The sequence below is a fragment of the Chromobacterium sp. ASV23 genome, from assembly GCF_016428945.1.
Classification (GTDB): domain Bacteria; phylum Pseudomonadota; class Gammaproteobacteria; order Burkholderiales; family Chromobacteriaceae; genus Chromobacterium; species Chromobacterium sinusclupearum.
In genome coordinates this window covers 1-431 of the sequence record NZ_JAELTR010000198.1, presented here as the reverse complement: position 1 = coordinate 431, position 431 = coordinate 1, and the positions used below count along the sequence as shown (strand labels likewise).

Genomic DNA, 431 nt, shown 5'->3' with positions numbered 1-431 from the left:
GGCGCCTTTCGCGCCGACTCTTCGTTGTTCCGCGCTGGCAGAGAATGACTATGCGGCGCGCGAAACGCCTCGATTCGCCGCGAAATGCGCTCCGGCGCGACCGCTCACCAAACGTCAACAGCCCCTATAGCCTGGCCCCGATGCGGCGCAGGTAGTCGATGAATGGCAGCCGCCCCTGGCGCTGCTGCAGCGTCCATACGGCCAGCCCCAAGAGGGCAGCGGCCATGGCTGTGGATACCGCGAAATAGCCCACGGTGCCCAGCGCGCCCATCGCCAGCGAGCACAACAGGGGCCCAAGCGTGCCGCCCAGCGCGTACAGCGTCAGCAGGGCCGCGCTGGTTTCCACCCGTCTCTCCGCCGGCATGGCATCGTTGGCGACGCCGCTCAGCGTGCCGTAAAAAGTAAAAGCCACGCAGACGTACACCAGCACC

At 66.8% G+C, this 431-nt stretch carries 1 pseudogene; it reads right to left on the bottom strand.

The features are described from left to right. Positions 1–124: 124 nt before the first annotated feature. Positions 125–431 (bottom strand): annotated as a pseudogene (locus tag JHD59_RS22230) (hypothetical protein); the annotation flags it as partial.